This window comes from Pseudomonas sp. GL_093 (genome assembly GCF_057837605.1).
Map to the genome: position 1 here is coordinate 4,596,750 of NZ_CM174448.1, position 14,854 is coordinate 4,611,603.

The window sequence follows — 14,854 nt, forward strand, 5'->3', positions numbered from 1 at the left end:
ACCTGACGACCCGACTACGCCCGGAGAACAATAATGACAATTCAAAACAAGGCCAAATGGCTCAGATTCCTGATCCTCATCCTCGGTGGCGGCACCATCTACAAGCTGGCGAACCTCAAGGACGCCTTCTATGTACCCATGCAGGAATTCATGGGCTTGAGCCACACTGAAATCGGCATGCTGCTCAGTGCCAACGCGATCATCGCCACCGCGCTGTTTGTGGTGGGCGGCCTGCTCGCCGATCGCTACGACACGCGAAAGCTGATCCCCCTCGGCCTGATCGGGACCGGTGGCCTGGGCTTGTACCTGGCGACCTTTCCGCCCTTCAGCAATTTGCTGATCGTGTTCAGTCTGTTGGCGATTTGTGCCGACTGCCTGTTCTGGCCCTCGCTGCTCAAAGCCATCCGCAACCTGGGTGACGATCAGGAGCAAGGCCGCTTGTTCGGCCTGCTCGAAGGTGGGCGTGGCGTGGTGGATACACTGGTGGCCTTTTCCGCTCTGGGCGTGTTCGTCGCCATGGGTTCGGGCGAAACCGGCCTGAAGTCGGCGATCCTGTTTTACTCGGTCATCGATATTCTGGCCGGCACCCTGACCTGGTTCCTGCTCAAGGGCGGCAACGCGCAGTCAGTGGCCAAGCCGAAGAACGGTCTGGCGAACCTGATGGAGGCGATCAAGGTTCCGGGAATCTGGCTGGTCAGCCTCAACGTGTTCATGGTCTACATCGTCTACTGCGGCCTGACCTACTTCATTCCCTACCTCAAGGAAATGTACGGGTTGCCCGTGGCACTGGTGGGTGCCTACGGCATCATCAACCAATACTTCCTGAAGATCCTCGGCGGGCCTGCCGGCGGTTTCATCGCCGACAAGCAGTTCAAGAGCACCAGCCGCTACCTGAAGTGGGCATTCCTGGCGCTGCTGCCGCTGATGGGCGTGATCATGCTGATTCCGAAAAGCCCGGGCTTCATCTATGCGGGCATGGCCGCCACCCTGTCCTTCGCCCTGATCGTGTTCTCCATGCGCGGCGTGTTCTGGGCGCCCATGGGTGAAGTCGGCATTCCCCAGCACATCACCGGCTCGGCCTTCGGCATCGGTTGCCTGATCGGCTATGCACCCGGCATGTTTGCCTACGTCATCTATGGCGCGATCCTCGACCACTTCCCCGGTCAACAGGGTTACAACTATGTCTTCACCTTGATGAGCCTGCTGGCCGTCGTGGGCTTCATGGTGTCCAGCCTGCTCTATCAAGCGGTGCGCAAAAAATCCATGGCCACTGGCGGGATGAGTGCGGCGCAAGCCTGATCATCGCCATGGACTCCGGGAGGAGGAATCGTCTACCACGCCGATCCCTCCTCCTGGCCACAACGCCGGAATGAACCGGCGCTGACTTACGCGCAGGCAGAAATCGGCCATGAGCGGCCACTCGAACACATCACCTGATCGGCTGTTTTGTAGGACGAAGCAGTCACCGATGTTCCGCTGCCAACATTGACCTGAATTGAGAAGTGATTTCTGAAGATAGCCCGGCACCTTCGAACACTGCGCAGGTGAAGCTAACGGGTGCAGGGCCTGGAGCAGTTATGATGCGGTCTGCAACCACAGCCACTGGACTGCTTCGATAAAGCGTGCGCCCCTCATAACCTACGGCATTCTGTTGTAAGAAGTCAGCGCTGTTCGATGTATGAGGAACCGTGTCGAGAAGCCCGGCCCTCGCAAGTGCCAGCGTTCCCCCACAGATACCGGCAATTGTCGCTCCACTTGAACGACTAGCATGAAGAAACTCTCGAATATCCGGTGCTTCTGCACGTTCCCAGACCATTCCTCCAATGACGACAACAACGTCCGGTTTCCAGTCCAGACATTGTTGCAAACTGCTATCGACAGTTACAGCCAATCCACCCTGCGAGCGGAACTGCCCCGTAGCAGAAGCGAAAAACCTGACGTCGATCCCGTAAAACGGAGACGCAGTTCCAGCAATGAAAGCATATTCCCAGTCCGCAAAACCGGGTGTCAGTATCAATCCCACGCGTGCCATCAGTCAGAATCCTCCATGAATGCAAATAACATATGGCGACAACGCACATACATCAAGGGCTGCTTTGGGTCGATCTCTGCCGGTCATGGTTTCATTGGTAACTTCGTTAGCTGATGTCTTGACTGAACCAATCTTAATTATTTTGGCTAGCGCCCCCCTGCACCCATTTCGGGTTGCCCCCCAAGAAGTAACCTTCCGCATTTGCTATGGAAAGGGCTTCGAGCAGCACCTGCTCCAGGATGGCAAAAAAACATTTGATGTGAGCCTGTTTCAATGCCTGAGGACGAGTCACCAGATAGACTTCCATATCTGGAAGTTGGAGATCCGGGAACAACTCGATCAAGTCCTTTGCCAGAATACGGGGCAGTACTGCCACACCCATTCCTCGCCTCACCGATTCGAGCTGAACCGCGAACGAGTTCACGCTGATCTGCGCGCGTTCCAGACCCGCGGCCTTTGCCGCACGCATTTGCGGCAACATGTCCAGCGGAGGAAGCAAGGCAATATTGACCGCAGTGGCCGGAGTCACCCCTGGATACCGTTTCAGATAACCTGCATCGGCGAAGACACCGTAGGCGAGCCGGCCTATTGGTCGATAAATCAGCGACGGCTCCCCCAGATGAGCTGTACGTACAGCAATGTCTGCCACACCGCGGACGATCTTGTGAAAGTCGGCGGTTACCATCAGCTCCACCGAGCAACGCGGGTGCAGAGAAGTGAAGCGACTCGCGGCCTCCAGCACACAAGACGAGAACCCCTCTCCTGCACTGACCAGGACACTGCCAAATAGCCCTGTGTGTAGCTCGGATATACCAGCAGCGGTTTGACGCCTCAAGCCAGCTTCCGCAGCCAGGGCAACTTCCACGAGGGATTGGCCCCGCGAGGTCAACCAGCATCCTTCAACGCCCCGCTCGACGAGTGGCTCGCCCAGTGCGACCTCAAGTTGGGTCAGGCGGCGGGACACGGTAGACGCCGCGATACCCAGCAACTGGCCAGCTTGAAGGAAGCTGCCACGCCGCGAGACTGCCAACAGCAGACGAAGATCGTCCCAATTTGCTTGCAACGCCATGCGTCCTGTCCTCCCTGGTCTGCATATGTGCAAAGCCATTATGCAGTAGTCGCTGTTTTTCGGGAGAGGCCTCAAAGGTATATCTACAGGCCCTCGAAACGAATGGAATGGACTGCATGACTACTGGACCCAAAGACTATGCGGAACGCGCCGCCAGTGCCTTCAATCGCCGTGATGTGGAGGCGATGCTTGCGCTGGTTTGCGAAGACTTCATCTACCTCGATGGCACCGGGATACAAACCGGTCGCGAAGCCATGCGCAAACGAGAGATCGCATTGTTCGAAGCACTCCCCGATGCCCAAGTGATTTTCAGCCCATTCGCCATCGGTAACGATCGTTTGGCGCTGACTGCCTTCCTGACCGGCACATTCGCCGCACCCTTGGTGCTGCCAGGCCGGGTGATTCCACCTCATGGACGCCATATTACCGCGTACTACGCCGCACACTTCACCTTCAGAGACGGGCTGGCCATCCGTGAAGAGGCCTTCTTCGACAGTGCGGTGCTGATGCCGTTAGCCTATCCAGCTGAGGGTTGAGCCATGAACAGCGCATTCGTTACTGGCGCAACCGGCTTGTTGGGCAACAACCTGGTGCGTGAATTGGTCGCTCGTGGCTACGCGGTCAAAGCCCTGGTCCGCTCAAGAGCCAAAGGTGAACAGCAGTTCAACAATTTGCCGGGTGTGGAACTGGTCGTTGGGGACATGGCCGATGTCGACGCATTCTCAGCGTCGCTGCAAGGCTGCGATACGATGTTTCACACCGCGGCGTTCTTTCGCGACAACTACAAGGGCGGCAGCCACTGGAAGGAACTCGAAAAGATTAATGTGTCTGGTACGCGGTGCCTGCTAAACCAGGCCTACCGCGCCGGTATACGACGGTTCATCCATACTTCTTCCATTGCCGTGCTCGACGGCGCACCTGGCACGTCCATCGATGAGACATGTCTGCGGGCCGACGCCGACGCGGATGACTACTACCGCAGCAAGATCCTCGCCGACCGTGTCGTCTTGTCGTTCCTGGAGGTCCATCCCGAGATGCATGCCTGCATGGTCCTGCCTGGCTGGATGTGGGGCCCTGCCGACATTGGCCCGACCTCCTCGGGACAGTTGGTTAACGATGTCGTGCACGGCAAATTACCCGGACTGATCCCCGGTAGCTTCTCCGTTGTTGATGCCCGCGATGTGGCATTAGCGCAGATTGCCGCGGCCAAACATGGGCGGCGAGGTGAGCGCTATCTCGCGGCGGGCCGGCATATGACAATGCGTGAGCTGGTGCCTATTCTTGGACGTATAGCGGGCGTCAAGACACCCGTTCGACAACTACCGCTCCCCTTTCTATTCACCTTGGCGGCTGTGCAGGAGATTTATGCGCGTCTTACCAGCAAGCCCATTCTGCTGAGCATGGCCACGTTGCGCCTGTTGGTACGAGAGAAGGACCGCACCTGTTTCAACCACAGCAAGAGTGAACAAGAGCTTGGCCTGAGTTTCCGGCCACTAGAGCTGACAATCACCGACACGGTGGCGTGGTACCGCGATCACGATTGGTTTGAGAGTCAAACCTTAAGTTCCCGGAACCGCACTCCTTCCACATTGACCGCACACCTGGACAAGGACGTAAACATAGAGTGAGTAGGGAAATAATCCTGATGCGTCACGGCCAGCCAAAACTGGTCGCAACCGACAAAATGTCAGCGCTCGATATGGAAGACTGGATCGAGCAATACAACCGGTCCGAAATTACCCACCAACCCGTCCCGGATGCCAGCATGCAGCTCGCCGCAACCGCCAAGGTGATTGTCTCAAGCAGCGCGCCTCGTGCGCTGACCTCTGTCCAGGCTCTTGGCCTGAAGCCCGCCCTCGTCGACGCGCTTTTCTGTGAAGCGCAACTGCCTTATGGTCACTGGAAACTGCCACGGCTATCGCCGTTTACCTGGGTATTTATCCTTCGAGTCTTATGGTTGTGCGGCTACTCACGCAGAGTCGAATCTGCCGGCACTGCGAGGATACGCGCCAGCACGGCAGCTCGACGACTTCAGTCCCTTGCCAACGAAGGACCGGTTCTGCTGCTCGGTCATGGCTTTATGAATCGAATGATCGCCAATCAACTGGTGGCCGATGGATGGGTTCGCCAAAAACGTAACGGCAGCCAGTATTGGAGTGCGACGGTGTATCAATATGGCGGTGTTTAAAAGGTGCCATCTGGCGCGGGGATTAAACGAAGAGAAAGTTCAGGTTGGTCGTTCATTTATAGAGATCCATTCTTTGGGACGCGAAACCACGTTTTTCTACCCGCTCAGCCCCGTACAAAGGTGGGAGCTTGGAGTGTAGATTGGCGATTTGTCTCGCTGGACAGATATCTATTGCTGCTGGTGGCGACAGGCAGGTGCATAAAGACGCATGGTCAGATTGAACGCGCCCTCGGGCGCAGGCAGCCAATTGGCCTCCTTATCTTTGCCAGGGCTCTCGTTTTGGATGTACAGGTCAAGAGAACCATCTGCATGGTCCGGATCGAGCTTGTTGATGTCAAAGCTTTTACCAGGTTCAAGACCAATTTTTTTCATCTGCGCGATGATCGGCTAGTCAGTGTCGTGGGGAGGATTGACCTCAAGGAGTTCGGCGGCGTATGCAAAGTACTGGTCGGCCGGCATGGTGTCGACCTGTACCTTGGGCGGCGTTTTCATGTCGATGCTCGGGTCAACTTTCACCATTACCGGCTCCACAGCCTTGCCCCAATGTGAGAGCGGAGTCACCTTGTAACCGGCCTGGATCTTATGCACCGCTGCGTAATCTGGATCTCCATCGGTCTTGGTGCGGTCAAGCTAGGTCCCAGCAAACTGGGAACCACATATCAGGCTCTCTATACTGACCATCCCTGGATGGTAGTTAGAGCGCAAAATATGCCCGTCACACCCAATCAAAATTCCCCAGTCGTTTTGGTCCTAGCTCAACAAAGCGAATTGGACAATCTTGTAGCCATTCGAATTGAAGCTATGCGCGAAAGTCTGGAGCGTGTTGGGCGATTTGATCCAGTGCGTGCGCGCGAGCGGTTTCTTAGCGGTTTTGAAGCCCACAACACACACTACATCGAGGTATCTGGAGAGCGGGTTGGTTTTGTAGTGGTCAAGCATCACCACAATGAACTCTTGCTCGACCACTTGTATGTGAGACCGGGCGCGCAAGGATCAGGGATAGGCTCTGCTGTTCTCACACAGATTTTCAAAGAAGCGGATGCCGCTGCGCTCCCTATTAAAGTTGGTGCTCTCAAAGAAAGCGCTTCGAATCGCTTTTATACCCGCCATGGCTTCCAATTCGTCGAAAGCAGTGAATTCGACAATTATTATGTTCGTCAGAGCGTTCCGCCGGTTGGCCCAGCTTGCTAGCTGGATGTGATGCACCTCGACGTACGTTTTTACACACTCTGGACCAATTTCTGCCGTTCATGAACGGCAGCAATGGATTGCCGCCCTTCGCGACAGGCCGAATCCGGCCAAAAGCCGCTGGTCAGGGCATCTACCAAAAAGTGGGCGATTTACTTAGCGCCATGCTATCAAGCAACGTCAAACAAACAACGCCAAAAACCCAGTCATTTAGCGAACTCCTCGCGCCTGGAATTTTTTCATGGCGTGAAGTGTAAAGCGCAAAAGGTGTCCTAGACTACAGGCTTAAATGGTCTGATTTTTTGAATTTTTAACCGCTGAAACTAGTGGGTTTTTATATGAATTCAGACAGTTTTCAGTCGCAGCACTGCCTTTATAGAATGCCCTCTATCGACCCAAGAGCGGGATGCAAATATGAATAGTGATTCCGTAGCGGGCTCTCGATTCAGCGTACTTGATGGATGGCGCGGCATAAGCATCTTGCTTGTCTTGGCGTGCCACCTGCTACCACTTGGCCCAAAGCCTTGGCAATTTAATGCCGCCGCAGGCGTTATGGGAATGGCTATATTTTTTACGCTATCGGGTTTCCTGATAACAAACTTTCTGCTCAACAACAGCAGCGTCGTTGATTTTTTAATCCGCAGAATCTTTCGGGTTGTGCCGCTCGCCTGGTTGTACATGCTCATTGCTTTACCTGTCATGAACAGCACTCCGGATTTCTACATCGCAAACTTTCTGTTCGTTGCCAACTGGCCGCCCATGTGGCTTGGCAGTGTAAACGGCCACCTATGGAGTTTGTGCATGGAGGTCCAGTTTTATTTCGCCATCGCTTTGCTGGTAGTTCTGATGAGAAACAAGTGGATACTGCTAATCCCTTGTCTCTGCATCGCCGTCACGATGTACCGAGTCATGAATGATGTCCATGTCGCTATCAACACTTATTACCGCATTGATGAAATACTTTCCGGATGCATACTTGCACTGATATACAACAATAGACTGGGCAACATCCTTGCGAAACTTCCGACACAAACGGGGATCGCACAAATATTTTTATGCCTCCTGTTTGTCTTGTCCTGTCATCCCGACGCGGGCTTCATGAACTACTTCCGTCCCTATCTTGCCGCAGCAATGGTGGGGAGCACGTTACTCAATAGTCGGACACCCGTTGCCCAGCTTCTGAATAATCGCGTTCTATTTTATATCGCCACCATCTCGTACGCTCTTTACGTTGTTCATCCGCTGCTAATAAATACTTGGCTGGGCAGCGGAGATACCGTCATAAAATACTTGAAGCGCCCTTTGTTGTTCGCCGCCATTTTTCTCACCGCGCATATCTCGACCTTCTATTATGAAAAATGGTGGATTGCTTTTGGTAAGAGATTTTCCAAGAAAGTAGCTAGCCAATCTGTTACATCGGCCGGTTGACTCATCATGGATGACGCGAATGGGATACCCTTTTGACCCGGTTGCAAAACGCTCAGGGAGAGCACCATGCCTGCACAAATCCAACTATCAGAAAATGTAACGGAGGCAGAGCGCCTCGCCATTCTGACCCCGCTGCTGGCCCATAACCTGACTAACGGCGGAGACGACGCGCATGAAACATTTGCTCTGCTGCTACGAGCCCCTGACAGGGACGAAGTCATTGGCGGGCTGTACGGGAAGATCTCCTATCGATGGCTACTCATCGATCTTGTCAGCGTTCCTGAACAGATGCGGGGCCAGGGTATCGGGGAGCGGTTAATGCGCATGGCCGAAGATATAGCGCAAAAGAAGAACTGCATTGGCATTTGGCTAGAGACCTTCAGCTTTCAAGCGCCAGGTTTTTATCGAAAACTTGGGTACTCCGAGTTCGGACGCTTGGCAGATTACCCACCAGGACAGACTCGACTCTATTACCAAAAGACGCTGTGCTAGCAGCGCTTTGAGTTGATTTTGCTCTCGTAGATCCCAACGCCCGGTGATGTGTATCTCAGGCAGCTTCGGCTAAATCGCTCAGCGGGCGTTTCTTAGTTTGGGGGCTGCCGGAGAAGATGTCCGGGCTAGACTCGCTCATCCTTGCAGCCCTGCCATACTGTTCAACATGACCAGAGCAACCTTCCGCTTCTACGAGGAGCTCAACGATTTCCTGCCGGCCGAACGGCGGCGGCAGTCCTTCACTTGCGAGTGCGCGCGAGCGGCGACGGTCAAGCACATGATCGAGGCGCTCGGGATACCGCACACGGAGGTCGAGTTGGTGCTGCTCAACGGCGAGTCGGTGGGCTTCGAGCGGGTGATTTTCGACGGTGACCGGCTGGCGGTGTATCCCAAGTTCGAAGCGCTGGACATCAGCCCGCTGCTCAAGGTTCGTGCGCAACCTTTACGGGTGCTGCGCTTCGTCGCTGATGCGCACCTTGGCGGGCTGGCCAACCTGCTGCGCATGAGCGGCTTCGACACCCTCTACGACAATGGCTTCGAGGATAGCGAAATCGCCGAGATCGCTGCGCAGCAAGGACGCATCGTGCTAACCCGCGACCGCGAACTGCTCAAGCGACGGATCATCAGCCACGGCTGTTACGTGCATGCCCTGAAACCGTCGTTGCAGCTGCGCGAATTGTACGAGCGCCTCGACCTGGCGCGTAGCGCGCGGCCATTCAGCCTGTGCATTCATTGCAACCTGCCGCTGCACGAGATCAGCCCGGAACTGGCCCGGTCGCAGGTGCCGCCACGCATTGGCATCCTCTATTCGCACTTCCTGCGCTGCGACGCCTGCCAGCGGGTTTACTGGGAGGGTTCGCACTGGCGCGGCATGTGTGCACTGCTGGCACCTCTGCTGTACCGATAGGCGAAAAAAGGCGCCATATTGGCGCCTTAACGGTATCAACCGATTTTGATTACAACCTTTCCAAATGCTCCCTTCGCAAGATGCTCGTAAGCTTCTCGTGCTTTCTCGAACGGATACACCTGATCGATTACAGGACGAATCTTGTGTTCGTTGAGGAATGCATTCATCCGGTCGAACGATGAGCGCGGCGCCACGGCAATACCGCGAATGGTCGTCTGGCGAAAAATGAGTGGCATCAGATTGAGTTCAACGGTCTGCCCGGTCAAAAAGCCGATCTGCGCAATACGCCCGGATGCCTTGGTCGCTGCGACCGATTGATTGATGCCGCTGCCACCGGCCACATCGAGCAACAGATCCACGCCTTTGCCTTCGGTCAGCTTCAGCACTTCGTCTGCCCAGTTCGGAGTAGTTCTGTAGTTGACGCCCGCTACGGCTCCCAGCCCCTTCACGGCTTGCAGATTCTCGTCGCTACTCGACGTTGCGATCACCTTCGCGCCAAGCGCAGTAGCGATCTGCACGGCAAATATGGACACACCGCCAGTGCCTTGAACCAACACGGTTTGCCCGGGCTGAATTTGTCCAAAGTCTACCAGCGAGTACCACGCCGTGAGCGCGGCAATCGGCAGCGTCGCCGCCTCTTCATCACTCATGTTGTCTGGCGCACCAACGGCGCTGTCTTCGTGGATGATCATGTATTCGGCCAAACCGCCAGGCAATGGCGATCCGAAACAGTAATCCGGTTCATTCGGCCCAGGCTCGCCATCCAGCCAACGGGAGTACAAATGCGAGTTGACCCGATCACCGACTTTGAAGCGCGTGACGCCGTCACCAACCGCGACCACTGCGCCGGCTGCATCACTAACCGGGATGAGGGGTTTGGGCACCCTATGCGGCTCATAGATGCCGTCAACGATCGCCTTGTCGCGAAAGTTGAGCGAGACAGCGCCGACCTTTACCAGCAACTCGCCGGCCTTGGGTTGCGGGGTCGCTGTCTCTCCCAGTTGCAGGTTGTCGAGCCCGAAATCTTTCAATAGCCAAGCTTTCATTGCGAATCTCCAAAACGAGTCAATGGCTGCAAACCGCAATGGGTTCGCCCTGGGCACATCTTTCGCTTTTGGGGGCGCGCAATAAATACGTAAAAAAGGACATGATTATTCTATCCTCAGGCAACAATTGTATTCGGCCAGGTAAGACATTATGGAATTGCTGCAATCAATGCGACTGTTCGCCAGGCTTGCTGAACTCGGCAGTTTCACTAAAGCCGCCGAGTCGCTGGACATCGGGCGACCTCAGGTCACCCGTTACATCCAGGAGCTGGAGACGTCATTGGGCGTGCGCCTATTCCAACGCACCACGAGAAAGGTGGCGCTCACCGCCGAGGGTGAACGGTTCTATGAGCGAGTGCAGGAAATTCTCGCGGATATTTCTGCTGCGACCTCGATGTTTGACCGCACCGGAGCAACGCTCGTGGGCCGACTTCACGTCGATATCCCGACCGCTTTCGCGCAAATGGAATTCATCAAAAGCCTGAAAGAATTCACTAGCACCTTCCCCGGCATCAACATGGTGCTGGGCGTGACCGATCGAGCCGTTGACCTGATAGGTGAAGGTATCGACTGTGCATTGCGAATAGGCGATTTACCGGACTCGACATTGATCGCTCGCCCCATCGCGATGGCAACCATGGTGACGTGCGCAGCGCCCAAGTATCTGAACGAGTACGGCGAACCCGAGACACTCGACGATCTAATCTCCCATCGAGGCGTCAACTTCTTGTCCGGTCAGAGCAACAGAACATTGCCTTGGCACTTCTCTGTACAAGGGCAGGATCGAGCGTTTGTGAGTAACGCCGGCATCACAGTCACCGAGTCGAATGCGTACGTTCAGTGCGGTGTGTCGGGCTTCGGAATAATCCAGGCGCCAGGAATCACCGTGGCCGAGTATCTGGACAGCGGCGTTTTGGTGGAGATTCTAAATCCCTATCGGCCAGCCCCTCGCCCTGTGTCGGTGCTGTACCCAAGCCGGACGCACTTGGCACCGCAGGTGCAAGTTTTTGTCGAATGGCTGCAAGAGCGCTTTCCGCAAATTCATCCTGACTGGCTGGAACAATAGCGATCATTAAATCGGTGCCGTCAACACCAGCATCCATCGGACAGCCGGCCTTCACTTCAAAATCAATCTCCATTTAATGCAGATTTCAAGGATGGCTTTCCAAACGCCAAAAACACCGATAACGTAATAAGAACTACAAAATAAATAGCGCTCTCTACATGAACAACTGGCTGACACTGATTCTCGCCTTACCCACGGCGAATGCCACCGAGCGCATGCGAGCCTGGCGTGCTCTGAAAGCCTCAGGTGCGGCGGTTCTGCGCGATGGTGCCTATCTGTTGCCTGATACCGGTGTCTGTCGCGATGCTCTGGCGTCTGTCGAGCGCGACATCCTTTCTATCAATGGCACTGTTTACATCCTGCCCGTGGTCGATCCGGAGGGTGAGCGCTTTGTCGAGTTGTTCGACCGTGGCGACGACTACAGCAAGCTACGCGCAGAGATTGAAGAGTGCCGTGGGCAGCTCAATCCTGACAACGCATTGGCCACCACCAAGCAAATTCGCAAGCTGCGCAAAAACTACGATCAGCTCACACACATCGATTATTTTCCAGGCAAGCCAAAGGAGCAGACTGATTCAGCCTTGCAGGCGCTTGAGACGGCTGTCAGCAGAGCGTTGTCTGCGGATGAACCCCATAGCCGCGACGAGCCCATAACGGCACTCAAACGTGGCGACTATCAAAGTCGTATCTGGGCAACACGTAAGCGTCCGTGGGTTGACCGTCTGGCTTGCGCCTGGTTGATTCGGCGCTTCATTGATCCTCAAGCTCGGATCCTCTGGCTGAATACTCCACATGACTGTCCGGCAGACGCGCTGGGTTTCGACTTCGATGATGCGACCTTCAGTCATGTCGGCAATCGCGTGACCTTCGAAACCCTGCAAGCCAGTTTTGAGCTTCAAGAGCCCGGCCTGAACCGCATCGCGGCCTTGGTGCACTACCTCGATATCGGCGGCATTCAGCCTTTGGAGGCGGCCGGCATCGAGCGCGTGCTGGCGGGATTGCGCGAAACCATTACCCACGACGACCACTTGCTGGCTGCTGCCAGCGCCATCTTCGACGGCCTGCTCGCCGAGTTTGTGAAAGAGGAACAACCCAATGCGTAAGGTGTTGGCATCAACGGCTGAAGAGGATCTATCGAGGCCGGAGGCGATCAGCTTGCGTGAGGCATTCTGGTTCTGGTTGAAGCTCGGCTTCATCAGTTTCGGCGGGCCAGCAGGACAGATTTCGATCATGCACCAGGAACTGGTGGAACGTCGGCGCTGGATCTCCGAACGACGCTTTCTCCATGCGCTCAACTATTGCATGTTGCTGCCTGGGCCAGAGGCTCAGCAATTGGCGACCTACATCGGCTGGCTGATGCATCGAACCTGGGGCGGAGTGATCGCCGGAGTGTTGTTTGTGCTGCCCTCACTGTTCATCCTCATCGCTTTGTCGTGGATGTACATCGCGTTCGGCGAAGTGCCTGTGGTGGCCGGCCTCTTCTATGGGATCAAGCCTGCCGTGACGGCCATCGTGGTGCAGGCGGCACACCGGATTGGCACTCGGGCGCTGAAGAATAATTGGCTGTGGGCGATAGCAGCAGCTTCATTTACCGCGATCTTCGCGTTCAATGTTCCTTTCCCGCTGATCGTATTGGGAGCAGCGTTAATCGGCTATGCCGGAGGGCGTCTGGCGCCTGAAAAGTTCAGAACCGGGGGCCATAGCGCTGCCAAAAAGTCCTACGGCCCAGCCTTGATCGATGACGACACCCCGTCCCCGGAACATGCCCGGTTCAGCTGGATGAAACTGGCGCTGCTGGCCCTTATCGGCGCAGCGCTGTGGGCGTTGCCGATGGGAGTCCTGACCGCGCTTTTTGGCTGGGAAGGTACCTTGACCCAGATGGGCTGGTTCTTTACCAAGGCCGCGTTGCTGACTTTTGGCGGGGCCTATGCAGTCCTCCCGTATGTCTATCAAGGTGCGGTCGGTCACTATGGCTGGCTTACCCCGACCCAGATGATCGACGGTTTGGCACTGGGGGAAACCACACCAGGGCCGCTGATCATGGTGGTGGCCTTCGTCGGCTTTGTGGGAGCGTACGTCTCACAAGTGTTCGGCGCCGATCATGTATTTCTGGCCGGGGCTGTCGCGGCCACCCTGGTGACATGGTTCACTTTCTTGCCCTCGTTCCTGTTCATCCTCGCCGGTGGCCCGCTGGTGGAATCGACCCACAACGAACTCAAGTTCACTGCACCGCTTACTGCAATCACAGCGGCGGTGGTTGGAGTGATCCTCAATCTGGCCTGTTTCTTCGGCTATCACGTGCTGTGGCCGAAGGGCTTCAGCGGCAACCTCGACTGGCCCTCTGCACTGATCGCCATTTTGGCGGCAATTGCCTTGTTCCGCTTCAAACGGGGCGTCATTCAGGTGCTGATGGCTTGCGCGCTCGTCGGCTTGGCGGTGCATCTGCTGCGCTAGAGAGGATGTATCGGTCGACGTTTACGGACTCAAGCAACGGAACAAACGAAAACGGGCGCCTTGTCGGGCGCCCGTTTTGTTCAGGATTGCGTGCTGCGGGTTTTGGTCGCTTGCAGCCTTTTCACCCACTGCTGAACGATGCAGACCATCGCAGCCAGCAGCTAAGCTTTATCAGGAGGCCTTCGCGAAACCCTGAAAAGTCAGGAGGCAAACAATGAGCAAACAACCTCAACCCCGGAGCCGCTCCAACCCCCAACCCAGATCTCGCCCGGTAGTGCCTGCCCTGACCAGTAAGACAGGCACCCAGTCCGGGGGCTTGCGCGGTAACTACCCACCGAAGAAGTCCAATTGAGCTCAAGCGTGTGGCAGACTTTGCAGTTGAGTCTGTTGGACTTCCCCATCAACCCTTATGGCTGATCAGTGCGAGATTTTCGATACCGATGTCCCGGCTTTGCTCAACCCTTTCGTGTTGTGATCGCCTGGTGTCGTGGTCGAGACTGCTCTGGCTTTGGCCACGCCGCGAGTGTCTTTGGAGTGGGCGATGCCTGAAGTCGCTTGGCCATGACCGCGATCACTATTGCTATCTCTGCCGTAGTGGTTTCCGCTTTCGCCATGGTCGCGAACAGCCTTGCCGGCATGATCGCTGCTCAGTCCATTGCCGCGGCCGTTGCTGTTAGTACCGCCGGAGTGATCTGAACCGCTGTGGCCGCCGCCTATACCGCCGCCGTGGCCACCGCCATTACCCCCTCCGTTTCCGCCCCCATTACCACCACCGTTACCGCCACCACCACCACCACCACCACCACCACCACCACCACCACCACCACCGTCTTTCGCATAGGCGGAGTTCATGATGGACAGGTCAGCAGGGAGTAATGGGGCGGCCGCAAGCATCAGGGCGCAGGACATTACAGCAATGAGACTCTTATTCTTTAAAAGCATGATTGCTTCCGTAGGGTTGGTTGATATCGCGAGTCTTATGAC

The 14,854-nt window shown here is 55.9% G+C and carries 17 protein-coding genes; 11 read left to right on the top strand and 6 right to left on the bottom strand.

Going from position 1 to position 14,854, the window contains the following annotated elements; genetic code table 11:
• Nucleotides 1-33: 33 nt before the first annotated feature.
• Entirely contained in the window at nucleotides 34-1,299 is a 1,266-nt protein-coding gene (locus AC3IUE_RS21175; protein ID WP_489263629.1) for an MFS transporter, read from the top strand.
• A 163-nt stretch (nucleotides 1,300-1,462) separates the two neighbouring features.
• On the opposite strand, the gene AC3IUE_RS21180 is transcribed toward AC3IUE_RS21175, so the two are convergent.
• Nucleotides 1,463-2,032 carry a DJ-1/PfpI family protein gene (locus AC3IUE_RS21180; RefSeq protein WP_403137616.1) on the bottom strand — a complete coding sequence of 190 codons (570 nt, stop codon included), beginning with the start codon at nucleotides 2,030-2,032 and terminating at the stop codon, nucleotides 1,463-1,465.
• 133 nt (nucleotides 2,033-2,165) lie between these two features.
• Nucleotides 2,166-3,101 carry a LysR family transcriptional regulator gene (locus tag AC3IUE_RS21185; protein WP_489263630.1) on the bottom strand — a complete coding sequence of 312 codons (936 nt, stop codon included), beginning with the start codon at nucleotides 3,099-3,101 and terminating at the stop codon, nucleotides 2,166-2,168.
• A 116-nt stretch (nucleotides 3,102-3,217) separates the two neighbouring features.
• Between AC3IUE_RS21185 and AC3IUE_RS21190 the strand changes: the two genes are divergently transcribed.
• Genes AC3IUE_RS21190 through AC3IUE_RS21200 form a run of 3 tightly spaced genes read left to right on the top strand, consistent with a single transcriptional unit; the run spans nucleotide 3,218 to nucleotide 5,289 of the window.
• Nucleotides 3,218-3,637 carry an ester cyclase gene (locus AC3IUE_RS21190; RefSeq protein WP_489263631.1) on the top strand — a complete coding sequence of 140 codons (420 nt, stop codon included), beginning with the start codon at nucleotides 3,218-3,220 and terminating at the stop codon, nucleotides 3,635-3,637.
• Between the two features lie 3 nt (nucleotides 3,638-3,640).
• Entirely contained in the window at nucleotides 3,641-4,729 is a 1,089-nt protein-coding gene (locus AC3IUE_RS21195; RefSeq protein WP_489263632.1) for an SDR family oxidoreductase, read from the top strand.
• Nucleotides 4,730-4,746: 17 nt separating this feature from the next.
• A complete protein-coding gene (locus tag AC3IUE_RS21200; RefSeq protein ID WP_489263633.1) occupies nucleotides 4,747-5,289 on the top strand; it encodes a histidine phosphatase family protein in 543 nt (180 codons plus the stop codon).
• Nucleotides 5,290-5,457: 168 nt separating this feature from the next.
• Here the strand turns inward: AC3IUE_RS21200 and AC3IUE_RS21205 are convergent, their stop codons facing one another.
• Together AC3IUE_RS21205 and AC3IUE_RS21210 are read right to left on the bottom strand one after the other, a co-directional pair.
• The gene (locus AC3IUE_RS21205; protein WP_489263634.1) at nucleotides 5,458-5,661 is read right to left on the bottom strand and encodes a DUF1214 domain-containing protein; all 204 of its coding nucleotides are present in this window, start codon (nucleotides 5,659-5,661) and stop codon (nucleotides 5,458-5,460) included.
• Nucleotides 5,662-5,676: 15 nt separating this feature from the next.
• Nucleotides 5,677-5,808 (bottom strand): hypothetical protein, encoded by a 132-nt coding sequence (locus tag AC3IUE_RS21210; protein WP_489263636.1) that lies wholly within the window; start codon nucleotides 5,806-5,808, stop codon nucleotides 5,677-5,679.
• Between the two features lie 189 nt (nucleotides 5,809-5,997).
• On the opposite strand from AC3IUE_RS21210, the gene AC3IUE_RS21215 reads away from it, so the two are divergent.
• The 4 genes from AC3IUE_RS21215 (at nucleotide 5,998) to AC3IUE_RS21230 (ending at nucleotide 9,304) form a co-directional block, all read left to right on the top strand.
• Nucleotides 5,998-6,480 (top strand): GNAT family N-acetyltransferase, encoded by a 483-nt coding sequence (locus tag AC3IUE_RS21215; protein WP_489263637.1) that lies wholly within the window; start codon nucleotides 5,998-6,000, stop codon nucleotides 6,478-6,480.
• A 411-nt stretch (nucleotides 6,481-6,891) separates the two neighbouring features.
• Nucleotides 6,892-7,905, top strand: coding sequence for an acyltransferase family protein (locus tag AC3IUE_RS21220; RefSeq protein ID WP_489263638.1), 1,014 nt, complete (start codon nucleotides 6,892-6,894; stop codon nucleotides 7,903-7,905).
• A gap of 66 nt (nucleotides 7,906-7,971) precedes the next feature.
• Complete coding sequence (locus AC3IUE_RS21225; RefSeq protein ID WP_056743836.1) at nucleotides 7,972-8,397, top strand: GNAT family N-acetyltransferase; 426 nt, start codon at nucleotides 7,972-7,974, stop codon at nucleotides 8,395-8,397.
• 166 nt (nucleotides 8,398-8,563) lie between these two features.
• Nucleotides 8,564-9,304 carry a Mut7-C RNAse domain-containing protein gene (locus AC3IUE_RS21230; RefSeq protein WP_489263639.1) on the top strand — a complete coding sequence of 247 codons (741 nt, stop codon included), beginning with the start codon at nucleotides 8,564-8,566 and terminating at the stop codon, nucleotides 9,302-9,304.
• Between the two features lie 35 nt (nucleotides 9,305-9,339).
• On the opposite strand, the gene AC3IUE_RS21235 is transcribed toward AC3IUE_RS21230, so the two are convergent.
• Nucleotides 9,340-10,350, bottom strand: coding sequence for a zinc-dependent alcohol dehydrogenase family protein (locus AC3IUE_RS21235; protein WP_489263640.1), 1,011 nt, complete (start codon nucleotides 10,348-10,350; stop codon nucleotides 9,340-9,342).
• Nucleotides 10,351-10,501: 151 nt separating this feature from the next.
• On the opposite strand from AC3IUE_RS21235, the gene AC3IUE_RS21240 reads away from it, so the two are divergent.
• The 3 genes from AC3IUE_RS21240 to chrA all read left to right on the top strand — a co-directional run bounded on the left by AC3IUE_RS21240 (nucleotide 10,502) and on the right by chrA (nucleotide 13,870).
• Nucleotides 10,502-11,416 carry a LysR family transcriptional regulator gene (locus tag AC3IUE_RS21240; RefSeq protein WP_489263641.1) on the top strand — a complete coding sequence of 305 codons (915 nt, stop codon included), beginning with the start codon at nucleotides 10,502-10,504 and terminating at the stop codon, nucleotides 11,414-11,416.
• A 158-nt stretch (nucleotides 11,417-11,574) separates the two neighbouring features.
• A complete protein-coding gene (locus AC3IUE_RS21245) occupies nucleotides 11,575-12,519 on the top strand; it encodes a chromate resistance protein ChrB domain-containing protein (protein WP_489263642.1) in 945 nt (314 codons plus the stop codon).
• Nucleotides 12,512-13,870, top strand: a complete 1,359-nt coding sequence (chrA, locus tag AC3IUE_RS21250) for a chromate efflux transporter (RefSeq protein WP_489263643.1) — start codon at nucleotides 12,512-12,514, stop codon at nucleotides 13,868-13,870. Before AC3IUE_RS21245 ends, chrA begins: the two co-directional genes overlap by 8 nt.
• 417 nt (nucleotides 13,871-14,287) lie before the next feature.
• Here the strand turns inward: chrA and AC3IUE_RS21255 are convergent, their stop codons facing one another.
• Nucleotides 14,288-14,812, bottom strand: a complete 525-nt coding sequence (locus tag AC3IUE_RS21255; RefSeq protein ID WP_489263644.1) for a hypothetical protein — start codon at nucleotides 14,810-14,812, stop codon at nucleotides 14,288-14,290.
• Nucleotides 14,813-14,854: the final 42 nt, after the last annotated feature.

Coding starts and splice junctions, on each gene's coding strand:
- AC3IUE_RS21225 (WP_056743836.1), top strand. CDS start 7,972: ATGCCTGCACAAATCCAACTATCAGAAAATGTAACGGAGGCAGAGCGC.
- AC3IUE_RS21245 (WP_489263642.1), top strand. CDS start 11,575: ATGAACAACTGGCTGACACTGATTCTCGCCTTACCCACGGCGAATGCC.
- AC3IUE_RS21200 (WP_489263633.1), top strand. CDS start 4,747: ATGCGTCACGGCCAGCCAAAACTGGTCGCAACCGACAAAATGTCAGCG.
- AC3IUE_RS21215 (WP_489263637.1), top strand. CDS start 5,998: ATGCCCGTCACACCCAATCAAAATTCCCCAGTCGTTTTGGTCCTAGCT.
- AC3IUE_RS21210 (WP_489263636.1), bottom strand. CDS start 5,808: ATGGTGAAAGTTGACCCGAGCATCGACATGAAAACGCCGCCCAAGGTA.
- AC3IUE_RS21195 (WP_489263632.1), top strand. CDS start 3,641: ATGAACAGCGCATTCGTTACTGGCGCAACCGGCTTGTTGGGCAACAAC.
- AC3IUE_RS21240 (WP_489263641.1), top strand. CDS start 10,502: ATGGAATTGCTGCAATCAATGCGACTGTTCGCCAGGCTTGCTGAACTC.
- AC3IUE_RS21255 (WP_489263644.1), bottom strand. CDS start 14,812: ATGCTTTTAAAGAATAAGAGTCTCATTGCTGTAATGTCCTGCGCCCTG.
- AC3IUE_RS21175 (WP_489263629.1), top strand. CDS start 34: ATGACAATTCAAAACAAGGCCAAATGGCTCAGATTCCTGATCCTCATC.
- AC3IUE_RS21230 (WP_489263639.1), top strand. CDS start 8,564: ATGACCAGAGCAACCTTCCGCTTCTACGAGGAGCTCAACGATTTCCTG.
- AC3IUE_RS21190 (WP_489263631.1), top strand. CDS start 3,218: ATGACTACTGGACCCAAAGACTATGCGGAACGCGCCGCCAGTGCCTTC.
- AC3IUE_RS21180 (WP_403137616.1), bottom strand. CDS start 2,032: ATGGCACGCGTGGGATTGATACTGACACCCGGTTTTGCGGACTGGGAA.
- AC3IUE_RS21235 (WP_489263640.1), bottom strand. CDS start 10,350: ATGAAAGCTTGGCTATTGAAAGATTTCGGGCTCGACAACCTGCAACTG.
- AC3IUE_RS21220 (WP_489263638.1), top strand. CDS start 6,892: ATGAATAGTGATTCCGTAGCGGGCTCTCGATTCAGCGTACTTGATGGA.
- AC3IUE_RS21185 (WP_489263630.1), bottom strand. CDS start 3,101: ATGGCGTTGCAAGCAAATTGGGACGATCTTCGTCTGCTGTTGGCAGTC.
- chrA (WP_489263643.1), top strand. CDS start 12,512: ATGCGTAAGGTGTTGGCATCAACGGCTGAAGAGGATCTATCGAGGCCG.
- AC3IUE_RS21205 (WP_489263634.1), bottom strand. CDS start 5,661: ATGAAAAAAATTGGTCTTGAACCTGGTAAAAGCTTTGACATCAACAAG.